General features: G+C 35.4%; 22 protein-coding genes. 13 read left to right on the top strand and 9 right to left on the bottom strand.

What is annotated here, in order from left to right:
- Positions 1-32: 32 nt before the first annotated feature.
- Complete coding sequence (locus V7183_RS08265) at positions 33-959, bottom strand: aldo/keto reductase (protein WP_335359186.1); 927 nt, start codon at positions 957-959, stop codon at positions 33-35.
- A gap of 298 nt (positions 960-1,257) precedes the next feature.
- Here V7183_RS08265 and V7183_RS08260 point away from each other — a divergent pair, with 298 nt between their 5' ends.
- From V7183_RS08260 to V7183_RS08230, 7 genes are all read left to right on the top strand, one after another.
- Positions 1,258-1,614, top strand: coding sequence for an FtsB family cell division protein (locus V7183_RS08260; RefSeq protein WP_335359185.1), 357 nt, complete (start codon positions 1,258-1,260; stop codon positions 1,612-1,614).
- 165 nt (positions 1,615-1,779) lie between these two features.
- Positions 1,780-2,016: a hypothetical protein gene (locus tag V7183_RS08255; protein ID WP_335359184.1), complete on the top strand. Its 237-nt coding sequence runs from the start codon at positions 1,780-1,782 to the stop codon at positions 2,014-2,016.
- Between the two features lie 242 nt (positions 2,017-2,258).
- A complete protein-coding gene (locus V7183_RS08250; RefSeq protein ID WP_097898255.1) occupies positions 2,259-2,585 on the top strand; it encodes a DUF3870 domain-containing protein in 327 nt (108 codons plus the stop codon).
- A 69-nt stretch (positions 2,586-2,654) separates the two neighbouring features.
- Positions 2,655-3,707 carry a dipeptide epimerase gene (locus tag V7183_RS08245; RefSeq protein ID WP_335359183.1) on the top strand — a complete coding sequence of 351 codons (1,053 nt, stop codon included), beginning with the start codon at positions 2,655-2,657 and terminating at the stop codon, positions 3,705-3,707.
- Positions 3,708-3,768: 61 nt separating this feature from the next.
- Positions 3,769-4,770: a C40 family peptidase gene (locus V7183_RS08240; protein WP_097898257.1), complete on the top strand. Its 1,002-nt coding sequence runs from the start codon at positions 3,769-3,771 to the stop codon at positions 4,768-4,770.
- Between the two features lie 23 nt (positions 4,771-4,793).
- A complete protein-coding gene (locus tag V7183_RS08235; protein WP_335359182.1) occupies positions 4,794-6,416 on the top strand; it encodes a peptide ABC transporter substrate-binding protein in 1,623 nt (540 codons plus the stop codon).
- Positions 6,417-6,575: 159 nt separating this feature from the next.
- On the top strand, positions 6,576-7,103 hold the full coding sequence (locus V7183_RS08230) for a GNAT family N-acetyltransferase (protein ID WP_335359181.1): 528 nt from the start codon (positions 6,576-6,578) through the stop codon (positions 7,101-7,103).
- An 81-nt stretch (positions 7,104-7,184) separates the two neighbouring features.
- On the opposite strand, the gene V7183_RS08225 is transcribed toward V7183_RS08230, so the two are convergent.
- The 4 genes from V7183_RS08225 to V7183_RS08210 all read right to left on the bottom strand — a co-directional run bounded on the left by V7183_RS08225 (position 7,185) and on the right by V7183_RS08210 (position 10,600).
- Complete coding sequence (locus V7183_RS08225) at positions 7,185-7,790, bottom strand: DedA family protein (protein WP_335359180.1); 606 nt, start codon at positions 7,788-7,790, stop codon at positions 7,185-7,187.
- 219 nt (positions 7,791-8,009) lie between these two features.
- The gene (locus V7183_RS08220; RefSeq protein WP_335359179.1) at positions 8,010-8,669 is read right to left on the bottom strand and encodes a PspA/IM30 family protein; all 660 of its coding nucleotides are present in this window, start codon (positions 8,667-8,669) and stop codon (positions 8,010-8,012) included.
- Positions 8,670-8,671: 2 nt separating this feature from the next.
- Complete coding sequence (locus V7183_RS08215) at positions 8,672-9,250, bottom strand: hypothetical protein (protein ID WP_230322464.1); 579 nt, start codon at positions 9,248-9,250, stop codon at positions 8,672-8,674.
- A gap of 585 nt (positions 9,251-9,835) precedes the next feature.
- On the bottom strand, positions 9,836-10,600 hold the full coding sequence (locus tag V7183_RS08210; RefSeq protein WP_097898263.1) for a DUF1836 domain-containing protein: 765 nt from the start codon (positions 10,598-10,600) through the stop codon (positions 9,836-9,838).
- A 257-nt stretch (positions 10,601-10,857) separates the two neighbouring features.
- Here V7183_RS08210 and V7183_RS08205 point away from each other — a divergent pair, with 257 nt between their 5' ends.
- The 3 genes from V7183_RS08205 (at position 10,858) to V7183_RS08195 (ending at position 12,388) form a co-directional block, all read left to right on the top strand.
- Positions 10,858-11,307 (top strand): hypothetical protein, encoded by a 450-nt coding sequence (locus V7183_RS08205; protein WP_097898264.1) that lies wholly within the window; start codon positions 10,858-10,860, stop codon positions 11,305-11,307.
- Positions 11,295-11,603, top strand: coding sequence for a YxcD family protein (locus V7183_RS08200; RefSeq protein WP_335359178.1), 309 nt, complete (start codon positions 11,295-11,297; stop codon positions 11,601-11,603). Before V7183_RS08205 ends, V7183_RS08200 begins: the two co-directional genes overlap by 13 nt.
- A 194-nt stretch (positions 11,604-11,797) precedes the next feature.
- Positions 11,798-12,388, top strand: coding sequence for a DUF6609 family protein (locus V7183_RS08195; RefSeq protein ID WP_335359177.1), 591 nt, complete (start codon positions 11,798-11,800; stop codon positions 12,386-12,388).
- A gap of 82 nt (positions 12,389-12,470) precedes the next feature.
- Here the strand turns inward: V7183_RS08195 and V7183_RS08190 are convergent, their stop codons facing one another.
- The 4 genes from V7183_RS08190 to V7183_RS08175 all read right to left on the bottom strand — a co-directional run bounded on the left by V7183_RS08190 (position 12,471) and on the right by V7183_RS08175 (position 16,015).
- Entirely contained in the window at positions 12,471-13,700 is a 1,230-nt protein-coding gene (locus V7183_RS08190) for an NAD(P)/FAD-dependent oxidoreductase (RefSeq protein ID WP_335359176.1), read from the bottom strand.
- Complete coding sequence (locus V7183_RS08185; protein ID WP_335359175.1) at positions 13,697-14,029, bottom strand: (2Fe-2S)-binding protein; 333 nt, start codon at positions 14,027-14,029, stop codon at positions 13,697-13,699. The genes V7183_RS08190 and V7183_RS08185 overlap by 4 nt, the downstream gene beginning before the upstream one ends.
- Positions 14,026-14,298 carry a (2Fe-2S)-binding protein gene (locus V7183_RS08180; RefSeq protein ID WP_097898269.1) on the bottom strand — a complete coding sequence of 91 codons (273 nt, stop codon included), beginning with the start codon at positions 14,296-14,298 and terminating at the stop codon, positions 14,026-14,028. The genes V7183_RS08185 and V7183_RS08180 overlap by 4 nt, the downstream gene beginning before the upstream one ends.
- 73 nt (positions 14,299-14,371) lie before the next feature.
- A complete protein-coding gene (locus V7183_RS08175) occupies positions 14,372-16,015 on the bottom strand; it encodes a sigma-54 interaction domain-containing protein (RefSeq protein WP_097898270.1) in 1,644 nt (547 codons plus the stop codon).
- Positions 16,016-16,250: 235 nt separating this feature from the next.
- Between V7183_RS08175 and V7183_RS08170 the strand changes: the two genes are divergently transcribed.
- The 3 genes from V7183_RS08170 to V7183_RS08160 are packed head-to-tail and all read left to right on the top strand — an operon-like array spanning position 16,251 to position 19,410.
- Positions 16,251-17,426 carry an NAD(P)/FAD-dependent oxidoreductase gene (locus V7183_RS08170; RefSeq protein ID WP_335359174.1) on the top strand — a complete coding sequence of 392 codons (1,176 nt, stop codon included), beginning with the start codon at positions 16,251-16,253 and terminating at the stop codon, positions 17,424-17,426.
- Positions 17,423-18,460: a proline racemase family protein gene (locus V7183_RS08165; protein ID WP_335359173.1), complete on the top strand. Its 1,038-nt coding sequence runs from the start codon at positions 17,423-17,425 to the stop codon at positions 18,458-18,460. Before V7183_RS08170 ends, V7183_RS08165 begins: the two co-directional genes overlap by 4 nt.
- A complete protein-coding gene (locus V7183_RS08160; RefSeq protein ID WP_335359172.1) occupies positions 18,457-19,410 on the top strand; it encodes a proline racemase family protein in 954 nt (317 codons plus the stop codon). The genes V7183_RS08165 and V7183_RS08160 overlap by 4 nt, the downstream gene beginning before the upstream one ends.
- The last annotated feature ends 48 nt before the right edge of the window (positions 19,411-19,458 follow it).

The raw sequence follows: 19,458 nt of genomic DNA, 5'->3' as shown, positions 1-19,458 counted from the left end.
AGCAGTGAGTTTTTACAACTGCTGGTTTTGTTTTAAAGTTTTGTTATATATGTTAATTCTTCATCCGATAGGAGCGGGCGAATAGAGGCGGCTGCATTTTCTTTCGCTTGTATTTCTGTTTTGGCACCAGGAATTGCAATAGATACTGCTGGATGTGAGAGCACATAGCGAAGTGCGAGTTGCCCTAGACTGCGGTTTTCGCTAGAAAGGAATCTTAGTTTCTCTACCTTTTGTAAATCCTCCTGAAACCATATTTCTCTCGGCCATTCTTGACGTAAATCACCATCAGGGAATGTTGTTTGCTTTGTGAACTTCCCTGTTAATATTCCCATTTTTAATGGACCACGTATGACAGCTCCTAAATTTTTTTCTTGTAAATAAGGTAATATATCTTCTTCTGGCTTTCGATTTAGTATATTATAGTCGAGCTGTACAACATCAATTTCATCGTTTCTATTAAAGTTTTTTATATATTGTAAATCATGTGTAGAAACACCGACAGCTCTTGCTTTTCCATCTCGTTTTAATATTTCAAATGCGCGAAGGAACGCTTCTGTTTCTTCTTTTTTGTCCCACCAAATATGACAAAAGTAAACATCGATATAATCTGTTTGCAGGCGAAGTAAGCTAGTTTCAAAGACTGCGATTACTTTTTCGGCTGTATCATAGACAGGTTTTCCATCGGGATCATAGTGATGACCAATTAATCCGCCCTTTGTAGAAAGGATAATATCATTTCGATGCTCTTTTATTGCTTGTGCGACTAATTTTTCACTATGCCCTAAACCATATACATCAGCGGTATCAATAAAATTCACTCCGCATTCTAATGCCTTTCTCATTGCAGTAATAGAATGTTCATCATTTACAGGTCCCCATTCGTCACCGCCAATTGCCCAGGCGCCAAATCCAATTTCAGAAACGGTTATACCTGTTTTTCCTAATGTGCGATAATGCATATATTTCCCTCCCTTATAAGCAATTTATACTAAACTATTCAATTGGAGGAGTAATGTGTGGAGAAGATTGTACTAGGCGTGATTGGACATTTAGAGGAGGGAACAGCATAAAGTACGATTTTACAGCACAAAAAATAAAATTTTAATCTGAAATGTAGAGATGTCGTCGAAAGCTATCTCTAATTGGTTAATTTATGAGATTTTTTTATAGAGGAGCCTACTTTAGAAAAAGAGAATTTAAGTTAGTAAGAGCCATAGGAGAGGCAGTGAGATAAAATGGGTTAGGGGGATTTAAAACATGGGGAAACTCAAGAAAGTAAATGTTCCTAATATGCCGCAACATCAATCGCAGCCTAATGAATATCGAGTTATAAATAAGAAGAAAATAAGGCGGTTTATTTTAGCTTTTATTTTTATTTTTTCGGCAACTTTTTATGTTCACTATATCCTTACTAAACAAGAAGAAATAATTCAAACAAAGCGAGATACGATTAAAAATCAGCAAAAGCAATTGCTATCATTACGAAAAGATTCACGGTATTTAAAGAGTGAAGTTGAAAATTTAACGGACAATGAAGAAGAAATTTTAAAGCTTGCGAGGAAAGAGTATCAATTTTCTAAGCCGAATGAAACTATATTTGTCCTACCTAAATAAATATGAAATGTTGAAATGAAAGCAGTTAGCGAATAGCTAACTGCTTTTTTGGACCAAATGCTTTTCGAAAACAGGCATATCATAACTGAACGTTTGTAGGTAATATAATTTTTTTAAGGGAGCTATCTGAAAAAAGCAGACTTTATATATGGGATAGAAAAATGAATGAAAAGTATCAACGGGAATGTAAGTGTCATGATACAAGGGGCAATTACATATCGTTACAATGAGCGATTTTTGCATCCATCAGCTATTTTTATCAAGTTAGTGATTCTTTCATGTGTTATAGAAAAAGTGAAGTTTGAAGCACTGAATCTATACGAATTAATACATATTTCATCTCTTTTAAAGACTGGTGAAAGCGGCATCGCTTTATTATTATACATGATGCGGCAAGGTTAAAAATCAATCATGAAATTGTGTATATAGCTGCATGAAGTTCAAGTGCAGGGTGTGTAAGTCATGCGGATTATATATTTTCAGAGATTGGTTATTTAGTTATATATATCAAAATAAATATTGTTAAAATTCTGTTAATTATATATACTTACAGTAAGCGGATACATTTTTTAATAAACGATGAGTCCTCAGCTCATACGACTGTTAAGAAAACCGTTATCCTCGTATAAGAAAGGAAGATATATGTGTACGCTTCTAATACGATTTATATCGTAGGGGATGCGAAAGCACCTCAAAATAATCCAATTACAGAAAAATTTAAAAGTTATTTTGTAGCATTCGTTATTGAAAAGGATACAGGGAAAATTATGGATGCGGATTGTTCAGCGACCATTTCATTAACAGCTCAATTCGTAAAGCATTTATTTCTACATAAAAATATAAATGATCCGCAATTAGTAGCAGAAATTAAAAATCGTTATTTTGGATCATCTCAAAAAGCATTGCTTGTAGCATTAAAAGATGCGCAAAAAAAATATAATCAAATCGCTGCTTTGTCTACACATTCATAGACAAAATCCAGCCGTAAGATTCATTCTTATGGCTGGATTTTTTTATTGGACAGAGAAAGGATGAATGAAATGAAAATTACCAATTTAATAGTGAAGCGTCGTTATATTAAACTCCATACACCGTTTAAAACGGCGTTGCGCACTGTAACTGACATTGAAAGTATTGATGTTTTTATCCATACAGATGAAGGTATTGTAGGGAAAGGAGCCGCGACTGCGACTCCAGTTATTACAGGAGACTTTGCTGGTGGGATTGAAGAAGCAATTTTGGGACCAATTCGTTCTGTATTAATCGGGAAAGACATACTGCAACTTCAGACATTGTTGTTACACATTCAAAGGAGTTGTGTAGGGAATACGAGTGCGAAGGCAGCAGTAGATATGGCCTTATATGATGTGTATTGTCAGTTTTATCACATACCATTGTATGCGTTATTAGGCGGAAAGAAAGAGATTCAAACAGACATTACAGTAAGTGTTGACGAGCCTTTATTAATGGCAAAAGAAGCAAAAAATCACGTGGAAAAAGGGTTTCGCATATTGAAAATAAAAGTTGGTAAATCTGCAAATTTAGATTTAGAGCGGATTGAGGCAATTAGAAATATTGTTCCAAAGGATACTACGTTACGATTAGATGCTAATCAAGGATGGGGACCAAAAGAAGCTGTTGCGATTATTCGAGAAATGGAGAATAGAAACTTAAATATTGAATTTGTAGAGCAACCCGTTCATGCCAAAGATTGGGAGGGATTAAAGTATGTAAAAGATCATGTACAGACACCAATTATGGCGGATGAAAGTGTGTTTTCATCGCAGGATGCATTAAAGCTCGTTCAAGGTCAGTATGCTGATTTATTAAATATTAAATTAATGAAATGCGGTGGCATACGAGAAGCGTGGAAAATTGCTGATATTGCTGAAGCTGCTGGTGTGAAGTGTATGGTTGGCAGCATGATGGAGTCATCGCTTTCCGTTACAGCTATTGCGCATTTAGCTGCTGCCCATCCGAACATTCACTATTTTGATCTTGATGCTCCATTATGGTTAATGGAAGAACCAAGTGGAATTACTTATAGCGGACCAAAGGTAACCCTGCATCATGCAATGAATATAAAATCTTAGAGGGCTTACTATTTTTAATGAATGTATTCATTTAGCAAACTATCTTTTAAGGAGGGTGCTTATGAAAAAAATGGGGGCTGTATTTTTAACGACACTATTCATTTTTTCATCTTTATCAGTAGTAAATGCCGAAGAGAAAAAAGAGAATATAGCATTTATAGACGTTGCGGCTGCAACGCTGTGGACTGGACCAAATTTACTTCGTCCAATTGATGCACCAAGTGCAACAAACCCTGTTGATCTATGGAAATGGACCAAATCAATGACGCTTGATGAAAAACTTTGGTTAACAAATACAAATAAACTAGAAACGCAAGCTTTACTAGGTCAAGAAGTAACGGTTGTTGAGGAACAAGGTGAATGGGTGAAAGTAGTGGTGCATGGGCAACCGACGCCGAGAAATGATGAGGGGTATCCTGGATGGATGCCTGCAAAACAATTAACGTACACGCAAGAATTTGCCGATAAAAAGAATCAACCATTCGTGTTGATTACAAAACCAACAGCTATTTTATATATAAATCCTTCTGATCAAAATAAGTCTTTAGAAGTGAGCTATAATACACGCTTACCACTTCTAAGTGAAGATGCGATTTCGTATCGTGTATTACTACCAAATGGCCAAAAGGCATGGTTGCGGAAAAAAGATGGTACTGTTTATGCTGCGCAAAATGAAATACCAGTTCCAACAGGTGATGACTTAGTGAACACTGGAAAGCAATTTTTAGGATTAGCATATATATGGGCTGGCACAAGTGGCTTTGGATTCGATTGTTCTGGATTTACACATACAATTTATAAATCACATGGTATTACAATCCCTCGTGATTCAGGTCCACAATCAAAAGCTGGTATTGCGGTTGATAAAGAAAACTTACAAAAAGGTGATTTAATTTTCTTTGCTCATAATCAGGGGAAAGGAAGTGTTCATCACGTAGGTATGTATATTGGGGATGGGAAAATGATTCATTCTCCAAAAGCAGAAAGAGCTGTTGAGATCATTCCAGTAGACACGCCGGGATATATAGAAGAATATGCTGGCGCTCGTCGCTATTTGCCTTAATTGAAAAGATAGGGGGTTTTTAAATGAAAAAGGTCATTCGTTTTTCATTGGTTAGTACTCTACTTGTTTCTTCCTTTTTAGTTGGTTGTGGAAAAGAAAAAACAACTACAAAACCGAAAGAAGAGAAGAAAGTATTACAGTTAACAGAAACTGGTGAAATTCCGTCATTAAATTCAGTAAAAGTAACAGATGCTGTTTCGTTTAACGTGTTAAATAATGTGATGGAGGGGCTGTTCAGATTATCAAAAAATGATGAAGTGATTGCTGGAGCTGCACAAAAGCATGAGGTTAGTACAGATGGGAAAACATATACATTTCATTTGCGTGATGCAAAATGGTCTAATGGAGATCCAGTGACAGCTCATGATTTTGTATATGCTTGGAAGCAACTTATTAATCCAGATACAGCTTCCCAATATGCTTATATTATGTATGATGTGAAAAATGCAGAGAAGATCAATAAGAAGCAAATGGGACTAGAAGAATTAGGAGTGAAAGCACAAGATGATAAAACATTTGTTGTGGAATTAGAACATCCTGTACCATATTTCACTAAATTACTTTGTTTACCATCTTTTTACCCAATTAATGAAAAATATGCAAAAGAACAAGGGGATAAATATGGTTTAGAAGCAAATAAAACTGTGTATAATGGACCATTTACATTATCAGAATGGAAGCATGAAGCGAGTTTTACAATGAAGAAAAACGATCAATATTGGGATAAAAAAGAAGTGAAATTAGATGAAGTAAATTATCAAATTGTAAAAGAAATTTCTACTGCTGTAAATTTATATCAGACAGATAAAATTGACCGCGCTGTGATTTCAACAGAGTTTGTTGATAAATACAAGAACGATAAAGAATTAAAACAATATACAGATCCTGTCATGTATTTCTTCCGCTTTAACGAAAATGTACCGATTCTTAAAAATAAAAATGCCCGCCTTGCGCTTAGTATGGCGTTTGATAAAAAGGGACTTGCAACTTCATTTTTAAATGATGGATCAGTACCTGCCAATTACTATGTGCCAAATGGATTTTTAAAAGGGCCAGACAAGAAAGACTTTAGAGAAACTGGAGCGGAGTTTAATAAAACGAATGTAAAACAAGCGAAAGAATATTGGGAAAAAGCAAAACAAGAGACAGGAGTAAATGAAGTTACATTAGAACTGTTAAACTATGATTTAGAAAACTTTAAAAAAGTAGGAGAGTATATTAAAGAACAATTAGAGAAGAGTCTGCCAGGATTAACGATAAAAATAAAATTGCAGCCTCATTCGCAAAAACTAGCATTAGAGAAAAAGAAAGAATATGAAATGTCGTTATCTCGTTGGTTGCCGGATTATCCAGATCCAATGACATACTTAGAAGTTTTCGTTTCAGAAAGTGGTGTGAATAATACAGGTTATGCAAATCCAGAATATGATACTTTAATTAAAAAGGTAAAAACGGAACTAGGAAACGATGAACAGGCACGCTGGAAGGCAATGCATGAGGCGGAAAAAATACTGCTTGATGATGCGGTGATTGCACCGGTGTTCCAACATGGATTATCATATTTACAAAAGCCGTATGTGAAAGATCTATATGTGCACCAATTTGGTCCAGCGACAAGTTTGAAATGGGTAGATATACAAAAATAAAATACGGTACGCAAAAACAGACTTCGTTTGTATGATAGTCTGTTTTTTGCGTATAAAAATATATCATTTTATAGTCGTGGATACAAAGAGAGAGAAAAGGATTATATGGTATAATTTACTAGGATGTAAGATGAAATTTTGACTAAAGGGGAAAATGATATGTCTATAGAGGTGAAAGGGAATATAATTCATACGAAAAGAATTTTTATGAGAAAACCGAGCATAGAAGATATTGATGAATTCTATGAAATAGTGAAAAACAATGAAGTTGGTAAATGGCTTGCAGTATCTAGGGGCATGTCACGGAAAGAAACAGAACAATATGTTGGACAGTTTATATCACATTGGGAAAAGAATGGCTTTGGTGTATGGTTCCTATTTAATCATATAACGGGAGAAATGATAGGGCATTGTGGTTTAAGGTATATGGATGGAACAGAAGATGTGGAAATTATGTATCTTCTTGATCCGAAGTGTTGGGGAAATGGATATGCTACAGAAGCTGTCCATGCATCGATTCAATATGCTTTTCAGGATTTAAAAGTCAAAAAAGTAGTCGCAAGAATTAAACTTGTGAATGAGAAATCGAAGAATGTGTTAGAAAAGGTTGGATTTAAGTACATAAAAGATGTGGATTATGACGGACGTCAATTATCATATTATGAATATACGAATTCATCTCAATAGCAATGTAAAATAAAAACGCTACAAGTTCTTAATTGAATATGAGCTTGTAGCGAAAGTATTTGAGATATATAATTTTTAAATTTAAGCACGTTTTTTTCGCTTCTTTAACCATATTTTTAAAGCGAAGTATAAAGTAATAAGGATAATTCCACCAATGGCAAATGATTTGACATATGGTCCAGCAACATCATTGATATTACCCCAATTTTCTCCTAGTTTTTCACCTAAATAGATAAAAATAATGGACCATGGGATAATCGCAAGTCCTGTAAGGCTAACGAATCGTATAAATGACATCTTTGTAATTCCGGCAGGGATTGAAATGGCATGACGAACAACAGGAATGAAACGTGCTGTGAAAATAACACCAGTTCCATAACGATTAAACCATGCTTCTGCAGCATCGATTTGTTTTTTATGAATGAAAATGTATTTACCATAACGCTCTAATACAGGACGTCCACCGTATCGACCAATCCAATAAATAAAGATTTGCGCAATAACACCACCAATTGTACCAAATACAACAGCTCCTATAAATGAGATGCTTCCTGTGGATACTAAATATCCTGCATAAGCAAGAACAATTTCACTTGGGATAATCTCGATCATGAGCCCGAACATAATGCCCCAGTAACCTAGTCCTTCTAAAAATTGTAATACAGAATGAATAAAACTTTCTAACATGTTGCACCTTCTATATATGAGATTTTTTAGGAGTAAGAGAAAAAATATTCCTTACATGTTAAGTATACGAGAAATTATAAAAGAATGGGGGTGAATTTTTGAAAAAACACCTATTCTTTATATATTGAATGTTTATTTTTTATCTATTTTAAAAGATTCATTTTATGATTGTAAAAAAATTTTTCGCTCGTCTCAAAAAATGAAACGAGCGAATAGTTTTTACTTCTGTACTTTTAATTTTTCTAATTCTTTTTGTACTGCTTCTTTTAGCTCAATTTCCGTATCGTGTGTATAAGAAATAGGCTTTATTTGATTAAAGTAGTTACTTGCAGAGGCCTCAGCTTCTACTTTTTGAATATAACTTTCTACTCTTGCGAAACCTTTTGCGGCATTTTCTGTATGAAAAGATGCAATGACTTTATTGTTTTCTTTCATTGTACGTGCGACATGTAATCTAGAAACAAGCACGAGTTCTTTATATTGTAATTCTTGGTATTCTTTTTGTAGTGTATCAATTTGTTCATATAAGATTGAAGTTTGTTGTTTTACTACATTGTACTGTTCTTGATACATTTCTAGCTTTTTCTCATGCACAATTTTTTCTTGAAGTGCCAATTGTGCCATATCATCTTCATTGCGGGACACCGCAAGCTCAGCCTGACGAGCTCTTTTTGCAATAACAGCCTCTGTTTCTGTAATAAGCGATTCATATTTTTTTTCTAAGAATAGCTGCTGAGATAAAGCTTGTTGTGCTTTTTCCACTTGTTGCTCCGTTTCTCGTATGTATTGTTTTAACATACTTACCGGATTTTCTAGTTTATTTAAAGTTTCATGCACATCAGCGATTACAATGTTTTTAATTCTTTTAAAAATACTCATTTTTATTTCTCCTCCTTACGAATTTGTTTTTCCCATTGATCAAGAATATCCGCTTTATTATTTGATAGGACTAAATAGCTGTCCATTGTATAGTCAGTTGTAGATTGTAGCGAGTTTTGTTTTCTTTTTTTATACAGCCAAATTGGAAATACCACGACAGCGAAAAGGGGAAGAAGTGGTAATACACCAATGATAATAAGAAGGATACCAATCCACTTTCTTATCATTTGGCCTTTTGCTTTTTTGAGAATAAACCATCCTAAAAGAATGGAGCTTAACTCAATTGTGAAAAGGATAAGGAAAATCCCATCAAATTTTTCTTCATGATGCTTTTCATGATGTTTTTCATAATGTTGAACAGGCTTCCCGTTTTCGAAATTCTCTTGTTTGATATGATGTCTTTCGTCTTTAGAGTAAGAAGCTTGTCCACTATGTTCCACGGCAAAGGCCTCACGTTTTTCATGATGCCATCTTTCCATGTGCAATCCAAGAGTTCCTAGGAATATTGCCAAGGAGATAGAAATAACACTTATCCATATAAGCCAGCGGAATTTTGTACGCTTCTTTTTTTGTTTCTTCATATTCTCACCTCCTGCCATATATTTGTGTTTCTTTCATAACTGGAAAAAATGAGATTCGCATAACGCTCATAACGTACAAATTTGAAAGTTTATTTTAGCTTCATCATCTCCCTTGTGTTTGTATTACTTATAGTAAAGCGCAGAAATTAAAGTGGTCTGAAAGCTTAATGAAGATAGAATGAAAAGTATATTAGAATTTTCTCATCTTGTAAGTGAGCTATTTTTTAGAAGATAAAAGAAAAAAATTATAGCCCTAGTATTACAAAACTTCTTTTAAAGAAGAGAAGAATGAACAGTGGGAGATTTTCTTTGCTTAATTGATGAAGTAATATTAGATGCTATTTTGAAAATGGTTGAAATAGCGGAATTAGCGCAATTATATCTTTTTCTCGGGGAGAAGAGAGATAAAAGGAGATTTTGCGATCTATAAAGAGAGACACGTATTTGTATAAATAGAAACCGTTATTTTGATACTATAGACTGCAAAGTATGTGCAAAAAGTAGTTCATTTACCGCGGAGAGAGTATATGTATGATTTATAATACAAAAGTTCAAAAAAAGAGAAGCGCATTGCGCTCCTCTTTTTTATGGCTTCACATCTAAATTTTGTAAAAATAGTGTTGCGGAGACATAACGCTTTGCTAACATTTGTACATATGCGGTATGTACAGAAAGTGTTGCGATAATAATGGCGTTACGAATAGCCTCGCGTTGCTCGTTATTGACTTGATCAAACTGACTTGCGATTTTATCTGCTTTTTCTTTTACAATATTTTCAATCGTATGGATGGTATGAGTCGCGTTTAGTTGTAAACAATCTCCCTGATTCACCTCTTCAAATAAAGAAGAATAAGCGACGTATAGATGGACAGGATTAATTAAATCGTCACTACGATCTGCCGGGTCATTTACAATGAGCCTTAACAACTTACGAATAGATTCAAAATCAAGTGCTGTTTTTAAATCTTCAACGATGAATAGTAAAGCCGCTTGTTCAATCGAATATTTCTTTCCTTTTTGCGGAGAACCAATCATTTCTTTTATATCTCGTTTTACCCAGTTTTGCATAGCAGTTACAGAGAAACTGGTATTTTCAATTTGATTACCAAGCGCAACAATTTCATTTAAAGAAAAGCCAATATCTGTGTCTTCAATTTTTATCAGTTTTTCAAAGATAGGTGAGAGTGCGGTTGTTATAAAAGCTGTAACACTTTGTCCGCTTTCAATATCTTTTTTATGAGACTTTGCCCAAGCTTCTTGTAAAATACTAAGAGGCTTTTTTGTATTCCATCCTCTTAGAGAAAGAAGGAGCGTTGCCATTTCGTTTCGTGTGAGATGAAATGTTTCCATCTTTTCACCTCCAAAAATTATAAAAGTTCTTATGACCATATAATATGTTTTGTTTTGTGTAAAGTCAATTCTATTTTGTTTAATTTTTCCTTTGTTGTGAAATTGTCACGAACAAATAACACTTGCTTATTTTTGAAAAAGTTCATATAATAGGTTCATAAGAACTTTTTATTTAGCTTTAAAATGAATCTATCATTCTTGCTTTAAAGAAAGATAGATTTCACATATATCTATAGTAAAAGGAGAATTGGTACACTATGTTAAAAAAACTGGTTACAGTAATGACTGCATTTATGGTTGTTTTTGGGGCTAGCAGCTTTGTTTTCGTAGATCATGCAGCAGCGAAAAGTTACAAATCTGGTCAAAAATCATATACACCAAGTTCAGGACAAAAGTCAAAAGTGGATTTAAACAAAAAAGATTCTAATGTAAATGCACAAAAAACAACTCCAGACAAAAAAACAAAAGCGACAAATACAGCACCAAAAAGTAATAAAGGAAGCTTTATGAAAGGTTTATTACTAGGTGGTCTTGGTGGTCTATTGATGGGAAGCTTATTCTCAAATATGGGAGCACTTGGTTCTATATTAGCGTTTATGGTAAATATGTTAGTAATGGCTGGTATCGTAATGTTAGCGGTTCGAGCATTTAAATATTTCAAAAACCAACGTAAGAAACAGGCGGAAGAAGCAGCATGGAGAAGATAAAAATTTCCGAGCAAGAGCTTATAAACGCACTGTGTGTATACATTGCTGAAAAGCGACAAGTTGGTCCAGAAGCAGTTTTAGTTGAGCTGATGTATGATGATGACTATGGTTTTTCTGCTGAAGTAGAAGTTAATGGTCGCAGGCAAATTTTAATTCAAGCAAACTTAATTGAAGCACTCCGCGTATGGCTTGATACAGAGTACAATGTCAATCCATTCGCTGCAAGATTACAGCTTGAATTAGATGATGAAGAAGGTATTATCGCGCTAGCGAATTTTAATAACTCGGATGAATAGTAAAAAAGAGCTGCTGAGAGTAATCTCAGCAGCTCTTTTTAGTATGTGCATTTTGTAATGGAGTTAAGTCGGGAATTTAAGAGGTGATTTGTTGTTTGTATAATTTTGTTAAATTAAACTAGCAGGGGCACTGTTATAATCGTATAATTAGATTGATATGAATTATAAGATAATTTATAAAAGGAATGATGAAAGTGTTACAAAAGTTAGCGAAGAAATTAGGGTATGAGGAGGGAGAGGCATTACAGTTTTTAAATAAACGCATTTGTGGCATATGGTTAATATGGGTAGGAATTACTATCATTGCAGCAGCCGTTGTAGGCGGAAAATATTTTATTCACCCTATAGTTTTTTTGGTCGGCTATTTTGTCGGTTTTAAATTTATTTTAGGTAGCAAATCTGTAAGGAAAAAATATTCTTTTGGCCCTATGTCTAAATTTCAATCTAAAGTGTCGAACTTATCTATTGTTCTTTTATTTGTACTTATGGGTTTAATTTCAGGGAGATACTTTGAAACGTACGACTATCGTATGATTTGGCTAGGAGCTTTACTTGCGACAGGTATTCATTTTATTCCATTTGCACTCGTACATGGGAAGAGCATGATATATCTTTCAATTCCATTAGTAATCATTGCATTGTTTGGTTTTATTCAAGCAGAAACACCATTTATATATATTGCGGTAGCTGATGGTGCTGTAAAAATTTTATTTGGTATAGGCTTATTTTTATCTAAAAATCCAGGTATGAGTAATACAAGTAGTCATTACTCAAAAAATGTATAACGAGTAAGAAGAAGCGTGAAGTACATACTGTTCTTTTCATTAAGGTGCCCAGCTAAGCTAGGCACTCTTTATTTTCAATAAACTATATAATTTGTTTAACATCATGTGAAGGATAATTACGCCAAATTTCATTCATTTTCCGTCTACCAGCAGCAATGTTTGGATTAAACTGAATGACAGCTTGCTGGCGGACGGCGTGAACATTTTGAATTGCTTGTTGTAATTGTTGGTCGACTGAATTTGATTTTGCACAAGCATGTTTAGTAATTGAAAGCCCAGCCACAGTTCCTTGTGCCATAGCAATTTTTCCGCTTTCAATTCCAGTAATATTTCCAGCTACAAATAATCCAGCAAGAGGGGTTTCCATTGCCTCTGAATGGAGAGGCACATGTCCGCCAAGTTCAGGGATGTACTGGAATGGACAGCCTGCAATAGCGGCGAGCTCCGCCAGGGGATATAAGCCGCCTGCTATACAAACAAAATCTGCTTCATATACTTCTTCTGATCCTACAATAATGTCACCTTTCGCATCAATACTGGTCACACGAACACCTTCTACCTTATCTGTTCCGATAATGTCAAGCGCCGCTTTACGAAGATGGAGAGGTGTGCCGTTTACTTTTATGCCGTTATTTGGATAAAAGTTCAAACCGATTTTTCTAAACCAATCCTTTTTCATGAAGCGGCTTCCAATGCGAAGTAGGGCTGACGGAGCGAGGTGAGCTGCGTTCAATAGTGATTTTAAAACTTCCTCAGGTTCACCAGCTTTTTGACTAAGATCACTTTTTTCAGGGAGTACAATATGATCAACAGTAATGCCTGCTAATTGCAGTTCGTTTAAAATCGCAAATGATAAAATATTAGCGCCGATAATAATCCCTTTTTTGCCAACTTGAACTCTGTGAACATTCGTCATAACTTGAGCTGCACCAATTGACATGACACCGGGCAAAGTCCATCCAGGAAGTGGGATAGGGTATTCAGCTGCCCCGGTAGCTAGTAATATAAAAGGAGCTTCTATCGTACCTATGTTTGTATGTACATACCAAAGGTCTTCAGCTTTTTCTAAATTATATACGGATACACCACACCGAATATCAACAGAAAGTGCTTTTGCTTCTTGATGAAGGCGTTCTGATTCTTTTATTCCGTTCCACCATTCGCCAGTAGGTTCTTGATGGAGTTGCCCTAATAATCGGCCACCAGGCTTTATAAATTCATCAACAACAATTACTTTGAGGCCGGAATTAGCACAAGCGATTGCTCCTGCTAATCCTGCTGGTCCCGCACCAATTACAATTACATCAATCATCGCTTTTCAACCATCTTTCTTATAATATTCGGATGTTGTTTGCTACTTTCAACAATCATATCTTTTTCTACTACTGTTAAGCATGCTCTTACATTTGTTTGATGATTAACTGTTACGCGGCATTCTGAGCAATGTCCGATGTTACAATAAATCCCTCTAGGTGTGCCACTATCTTCGTGAATACGCAAAGTTCTTATTTCATTTGCTAAAAGTGCAGCAGCGATGGTTTCATTTTCATATGCTTCATATTTCTTTCCATCAAATTGGAAAGAAGTGCGTTTTTGATTGTCTAAATCACCTAGAATAGGATGATGTAAAATTCTAGTCATTGATTTTCACCTACTGTTCCAAAAGTTACCGCCCGTATTGGTGGTTGATATTTTAATGGAATCTCATGAGGTGATGTTCCAGGATTGGCACTTTCTATCATTCGGTCTATTACTACTCTACATGTACGTCCTCCGCAAAAACCCATTCCCGCTCTTGTTCTTAGCTTTAATTCCCGTGCCGAGCAATTATATTCAGTAATTGTAGATTGAAGTTGCCCGTATGTAACTTCTTCGCAACGACAAACAATGAAGTTCTCTTTGTTAGACATTTGTATTCCTCCTCTAGTTCGGTTTACAAAAATATAATGCAAAAAGTATGCCAATATAGAGAAGGGAGAGAACTTAATGTAAGCCGAGTCGTTTTAAGCGATTATATAGGGTAGCCCTTGTAACACCAAGTTGCTTCGCGCATTCTAGTTTATTCCCATTCAAAATTCTCAAAGCTCTTTCGAGTATTTTTTTCTCATGTTGTTCCATTTCTTCTTGTAAGGTCAAAATAGTGTTGTTACCACCTAATGACGAATGGGATGTTAGTTCTTGAGAAGCACTGTTTGTATGAAAAGGTAAATATTCTTGCTTGATTACACCATCTGTTGCGAATACAACAAGCCTTTCTATGACATTGCGTAACTCGCGAATATTCCCCGGCCAATTGTGGTGAAGGAGTTCATGCATAACTTCTGGAGGTAGTTCATAAATTGGCCGCTTATAATTGATTGAAAAATCGTTTAAAAAAGAATATGTTAATTCGATAATATCCTCTCGTCTTTCCCTTAATGGTGGAATGTTCAGACTAACTACATTTAACCGATAATATAAATCCTCACGAAATTTTCCTTGTGCCATTAATTCTTGTAAATTACGATTTGTAGCTGCAATAATACGAAAATCAATGTTAATTTCTTTTTCCCCACCGACGCGATAATACTTTCGCTCTTGTAATACACGAAGAAGTTTCACTTGCATATCGAGCGGCATTTCACCGATTTCATCAAGAAATAAAGTACCGCCTTTAGCAAGTTCTATCTTTCCTTTTTTTCCTTTACTGTTTGCGCCTGAAAAAGCGCCTCGTTCATACCCGAATAATTCACTTTCAAATAAAGCTTCTGGTATTGCACCGCAGTTAATGGAAATGAAGGGAGCATTTTCTTTTTCACTTGCTTCGTGAATTGCTTTCGCAAATATTTCTTTCCCAACACCACTTTCACCTAATATTAAAACCGTTGATTTTACAGAACAAACTTTTCTAGCCAAATGAATCGTTCTTTGTATAACAGAGCTTTTTCCTTTCATGGATTGAAAGGGATCGGATGCATCTTTATATTTTGCTACTTCTTGTTCTAAACGGTGTACTTCACTAGACATATTAAATAACTTTTCATTCAACACAACTTGGTTTGTGACATCTGTTTCAGAAACGACTGCACCAATAATTTGATCATCACAATAAACAGGATTTGAATTAATTAAAACAAATAAATCCGAACGAGGTTGATGGTATTTGGCTACAATACTTTTGCCTTCATGTAGTGATTGCAAGATTTCTAGATTTTTATAATCAAAAAAATGAGTAATAGGTTGTCCAATTATATCTTGATGCTTAACTGAAAAGATTTTTTCAGCGCCTTCTGTCCATGTACAAACACGTTCACGATCATCAATGACAGTGACTGAAGAATCCGTTGTTTGAATGACAGTTTCATAAAACGCTTGTAATTGTTTATAGGCATTTTGGAGAAAGTGAATCATTTGTGCAGCGGTTATGCAGCATACAGGATTTTGATTTGTATTGAGAATAACAACTGCCGCATGATTAGAAAATGCTTCAATTAAGGTAGAGAATGAATCTTGTTCATGTACGACTTGGCAAGGAAGTCCATGGTAATAAAACTCGTTATTTTTTTCTTCCATGTGATTCGTACCAAACGTTGTATCCGTGAGAAAATGTTGTACCGCTTCTTTTATTGAAGGCAATGAAAATGTCATAACGTCCTCCTAGAATGTAAAAATTTATTAACACTGCTAAAAATATAATACACCTATTTATTTATTATTCAAAATTTTTTTACACTTGATTAGAAAACAAATCTTAATACCCGTTTTTTTATTGTAACGTCAACGGGAATATACAGTATTTCTTACGATGAAAAGGTTTATTTTAGTTGGCATATCAATTGCATAAATAGAAAATGAGCGATTTTAAAGAAAGGAGGTATACGTTATGAGGCATTGTGACGTTTTAATAATTGGCGGTGGAATTATTGGCTGTTCTATTGCTTATTATGCTTCAAAATATGGAAGGGACGTAACGATCATTGAAAAGGGAGAATTTATAAGCGGTACATCTTCACGATGTGACGGCAATATTTTAGCCATTGATAAAGACCCAGGTTTTGATAGTCAAATGTCGTTGTTTAGTCAAAATTTAGTAACGGAACTGAGTAAAGAATTAGAGCATCCTTTTGAATATCGAGCACCAGGAAGCATTCTTGTCTGTGAGTCAGAGGAGGAGATGGAGGCTGCGCAAAAATGGGTGAATCGTCAAAAAGAAGCAGGGTTACCATTTCGGATGCTTGATCGGCAAGATATAAGAGAAGAGTCACCATTTTTTGCTGATGACTTGTTAGGTGGGCTAGAATGCGCAACTGATTCCACTGTAAATCCATATTTTCTTGCTTTTTCACTTCTTGAAGAGGCAAAAAAATTAGGAACGAAGGCTTTCAAACAGACAGAAGTAAAAAGAATGAAGAAAGAAACAAATGGTTCATTTTTTGTAGAAACAACAAATGGAACATTCACGGCAGATCACGTTGTCAATGCCGCTGGAGTATGGGCACCTAAAATTGGAGAGATGTTGGATCTTTCTATACCAATTAAGCCGAGAAAGGGGCATATTATCGTTGCCTCAAGGCAGCAACATGTAGGGGCCCGAAAAGTGATGGAATTCGGCTATTTAATTTCTAAATTTGGAGGGAAACGTAGGGTTGACTCATTGACTGAAAAGTACGGAGTAGCTCTTGTTTTTGAGCCAACGGAAAGCCAAAATTTTTTAATTGGAAGCAGTAGAGAATTCGTTGGATTCCATACAAAAATAAATAATGAAGTCATCAAATGTATCGCGAATCGTGCCATTCGCTTTTACCCGAAAATGGCAGATATGATGGTGATTCGTTCCTATGCAGGACTACGCCCGTGGACAGAAGATCATTTACCAATTATTTCACGAGTGGATCACCTTCCGAATTATTATATTGCAGCAGGTCATGAGGGCGATGGAATTAGTCTCGCAGCAGTTACAGGGAAAATTGTCGAAGAATTCATCAATGAAAAGGAAACATCAATCCCTATTGAACCACTTCGTTTTAATCGTTTTACAGAAAGGGTGCTAAACGGATGAGGTCACAAAGAGTTTTTACAACAATTGATACGCATACAGGAGGGAATCCAACAAGAACGTTAATCAGCGGTCTGCCAAAGCTGGTAGGAACAACAATGGCGGAAAAAATGCTTCATATGAAAACAGAGTATGACTGGATACGCCAATTTTTAATGAACGAACCGCGTGGACACGATGTGATGTCTGGAGCGTTGTTAACAGATCCATGCCATCCAGAAGCGGATATAGGTGTTATATACATAGAGACAGGTGGCTATTTGCCAATGTGCGGGCATGATACGATCGGGGTATGCACTGCTTTAGTTGAATCCGGTTTAATCCCTGTCTATGAGCCAGTAACGTCATTAAAATTAGATACACCAGCGGGACTGGTTGAAGTGGATATTTCTGTTGAAAATGGAAAGGCAAAAGAAGTATCTTTTTGTAACATTCCAGCGTTCTTGTTAAAGAGTGTTTGTGTGAATGTTGAGGGAATTGGATGTATAGATGCTGATATTGCATATGGCGGGAACTTTTACGCCATTATAGATGCAAAATCAGTTGGATTAGATTTAATACCAGAAAATGCTTCTCAAATAATCGAAACAGCAATTCATATAAGAAATACGATTAATGAAAAATTTGAGGTTATTCACCCGCAATATCCATTTATAAAAGGATTAACTCATATTGAGTTTTATACGGATCCTACTCATGAAAAAGCAAGTGTGAAAAATACAGTAGTTGTTCCCCCTGGAGGAATCGATCGTTCTCCATGTGGTACTGGTACATCGGCAAAATTAGCTGTGTTATATGCAAACAAAAAAATTTCGATTCAGGAAGAATTTATTCATGAAAGTATTGTTGGATCATTATTTAAAGGATGTGTATTAGAGACAACATATGTAGAGAACATAGAGGCTGTAGTCACAAAAATTACAGGTTCAGCTTGGCTCATGGGGATGCACAGATTCATTTACCACGAAGAAGACTCGCTGAAAGAAGGCTTTCTGCTTATTCCGCCGATGGAACATGAAACGGAGGACGCAAAATGAATATTCAACAGATGTATTCAGCAATAGATGTACACGTAGCCGGTGAAGCGTTCCGTGTCATTAAAGATGTCCCATTTATGTATTATCAGAGTTTGGACCACTTACATGAACAAATTTCTTGTGGATGGATAGATGAGATTCAGCTTTTGTTAAATGAGCCACGTGGATTTGCAGGTCTAAAAGGATGTGTTGTCGTTCCATCAATCCATAAAGAAGTGGATGCGGCCGTATTATTTTTCGATCATGAGGGAAGCATTCCTTTTCATTATGGCGGTATCGTTGCTGTGGTAACAACTTTACTAGAAAGTGGTCAGTTAAAGAAACGAGAGTCCAATCAATATAAAATTGAAACGCTTCGCGGCATATTTTCAGTTACTGCGAATATGGAAAAGAGTGAAGTAGTTTCTGTCTCACTAGAAAGTAAGCCATGTTATGTAGTTGAAGAAAACCTGCAATTGAGTACTGCATTCGGAAATATACAGTATTCTCTTATGCAAGCTGATCAATTATATGCTGTGTTTGAAAAGGACGAATTTTTCAAAGAGATTCGTATAGAAAACATTTCTGAATTAAGGAGATGGGGAAAAGCGGTGCTTGAAGTTCTTCCATCCAATCTTTCGATAAAAAGAGTAGTTTTAGTAGACGCCGCCCAAATAAAAGAGAATCGTATAAAAACAATTACCTTTCAGGATAACGAATATATCGTTCGTTCACCTGGGTTTGAATCGACAATGGTTTCCTATTTGAGTTATCGTTCTAAAAAAGATGTATGCAGGGAAAGACCATTTATAAATGAGAGTATTTTTAATAGTTTTTTAACACTGAAAGAAACGAATAAGATAGAGAATGGGTACACATTTACGTTCACAAGCAGAGGATTTATTACAGGTATGCAAACATTTGTATTAGATCCTACTGACCCTTTTCCAGTAGGGTTTCTATTGAAGTAATCATTATACATTGAACTATATACATCAAGTAAAAAACCGACATAAAAC

The sequence above is a fragment of the Bacillus sp. JJ1127 genome (assembly GCF_036965845.1).
In the GTDB taxonomy this organism is placed as follows: Bacteria; Bacillota; Bacilli; order Bacillales; family Bacillaceae_G; genus Bacillus_A.
Note: the sequence above shows the minus strand (reverse complement) of the source record. Positions and strands in the feature narration are given on the sequence as shown.

Bases quoted from the DNA above. Each gene is read 5' to 3' on its own strand.
- V7183_RS08265 (WP_335359186.1), bottom strand. From the start codon at position 959: ATGCATTATCGCACATTAGGAAAAACAGGTATAACCGTTTCTGAAATT.
- V7183_RS08260 (WP_335359185.1), top strand. From the start codon at position 1,258: ATGGGGAAACTCAAGAAAGTAAATGTTCCTAATATGCCGCAACATCAA.
- V7183_RS08255 (WP_335359184.1), top strand. From the start codon at position 1,780: ATGAAAAGTATCAACGGGAATGTAAGTGTCATGATACAAGGGGCAATT.
- V7183_RS08245 (WP_335359183.1), top strand. From the start codon at position 2,655: ATGAAAATTACCAATTTAATAGTGAAGCGTCGTTATATTAAACTCCAT.
- V7183_RS08240 (WP_097898257.1), top strand. From the start codon at position 3,769: ATGAAAAAAATGGGGGCTGTATTTTTAACGACACTATTCATTTTTTCA.
- V7183_RS08235 (WP_335359182.1), top strand. From the start codon at position 4,794: ATGAAAAAGGTCATTCGTTTTTCATTGGTTAGTACTCTACTTGTTTCT.
- V7183_RS08230 (WP_335359181.1), top strand. From the start codon at position 6,576: ATGTCTATAGAGGTGAAAGGGAATATAATTCATACGAAAAGAATTTTT.
- V7183_RS08225 (WP_335359180.1), bottom strand. From the start codon at position 7,790: ATGTTAGAAAGTTTTATTCATTCTGTATTACAATTTTTAGAAGGACTA.
- V7183_RS08220 (WP_335359179.1), bottom strand. From the start codon at position 8,669: ATGAGTATTTTTAAAAGAATTAAAAACATTGTAATCGCTGATGTGCAT.
- V7183_RS08215 (WP_230322464.1), bottom strand. From the start codon at position 9,250: ATGAAGAAACAAAAAAAGAAGCGTACAAAATTCCGCTGGCTTATATGG.
- V7183_RS08210 (WP_097898263.1), bottom strand. From the start codon at position 10,600: ATGGAAACATTTCATCTCACACGAAACGAAATGGCAACGCTCCTTCTT.
- V7183_RS08205 (WP_097898264.1), top strand. From the start codon at position 10,858: ATGTTAAAAAAACTGGTTACAGTAATGACTGCATTTATGGTTGTTTTT.
- V7183_RS08200 (WP_335359178.1), top strand. From the start codon at position 11,295: ATGGAGAAGATAAAAATTTCCGAGCAAGAGCTTATAAACGCACTGTGT.
- V7183_RS08190 (WP_335359176.1), bottom strand. From the start codon at position 13,700: ATGATTGATGTAATTGTAATTGGTGCGGGACCAGCAGGATTAGCAGGA.
- V7183_RS08185 (WP_335359175.1), bottom strand. From the start codon at position 14,029: ATGACTAGAATTTTACATCATCCTATTCTAGGTGATTTAGACAATCAA.
- V7183_RS08180 (WP_097898269.1), bottom strand. From the start codon at position 14,298: ATGTCTAACAAAGAGAACTTCATTGTTTGTCGTTGCGAAGAAGTTACA.
- V7183_RS08175 (WP_097898270.1), bottom strand. From the start codon at position 16,015: ATGACATTTTCATTGCCTTCAATAAAAGAAGCGGTACAACATTTTCTC.
- V7183_RS08170 (WP_335359174.1), top strand. From the start codon at position 16,251: ATGAGGCATTGTGACGTTTTAATAATTGGCGGTGGAATTATTGGCTGT.
- V7183_RS08165 (WP_335359173.1), top strand. From the start codon at position 17,423: ATGAGGTCACAAAGAGTTTTTACAACAATTGATACGCATACAGGAGGG.
- V7183_RS08160 (WP_335359172.1), top strand. From the start codon at position 18,457: ATGAATATTCAACAGATGTATTCAGCAATAGATGTACACGTAGCCGGT.